Here is a 744-nt window from a genome sequence, read left to right on the forward strand (position 1 = left end):
CCACCCGCCCCGCGGTCGCGGCGCCCGCGACCCGCCGGTCGGCGTCGACCACCGGCAGGCCGGGGTCGCCGGGGTCGAAGACACCGCCGTCGGGCCCGAGCACCTGCACGTCGGTCCGCGCGGGCCGCACCAGGTCGTGGCCGGGCGCGGCGGAGGAGAAGTCGTGCGGCGACATCCGGTTCTCCCGGACCTCGTCCCGCAGGTCCTGCACGACCTCGTCGAACACGGACTGCTGGTCCACCCGCACCAGCCGGGCGGCGGCGTTGTACGACAGGATCCCGACCAGCACGGTGACCGTGGCGGTCACCGCGGCGAACGCCACCGCGAACGTGGTCCCCAGGGACAGCAGCCGCAGCCGCCTCGGGGAGACCGGCCGTCCGTACGGCACTCAGCCCTCCCGCAGCACGTAACCCACCCCGCGCACGGTGTGGATGAGCTGCGGCGCGCCGGGCTCGTCGAGCTTGCGGCGCAGGTAGCCGACGTAGACGGCGAGGTTCTTGGAGCCGGGGCCGAAGTCGTAGCCCCAGATCCGGTCGTAGATGGTGGAGTGGTCCAGGACGATGCCCGCGTGGCGGATCAGCAGCTCCAGCAGCTCGAACTCGGTGCGGGTCAGCTCCAGCTCCCGCCCGCCCCGCCAGGCCCGGCGCGCCTGCGGGTCCATGCGCAGCCCGGCCGCCTCCAGGAACCGGCCGGAGGGCTCCGGCGCCGGCTCCGCGACGGGCTCGGGCGCCGGGGCCGGTGCCG

1 protein-coding gene and 1 pseudogene are annotated in these 744 nt (G+C 75.7%); both read right to left on the reverse strand.

All coding sequences use genetic code 11. The annotated features are described in order from the left end of the window. Window positions 1–388 (reverse strand): annotated as a pseudogene (locus tag B7767_RS36160) (two-component sensor histidine kinase); the annotation flags it as partial. Beyond that, a partial coding sequence (locus B7767_RS36165; protein WP_143652827.1) for a winged helix-turn-helix domain-containing protein occupies window positions 389–744 on the reverse strand: 356 nt, incomplete at its 5' end. It lies immediately after the preceding pseudogene.

It is taken from the genome of Streptomyces sp. 13-12-16, from assembly GCF_002114215.1.
Lineage (GTDB): Bacteria > Actinomycetota > Actinomycetes > Streptomycetales > Streptomycetaceae > Streptomyces.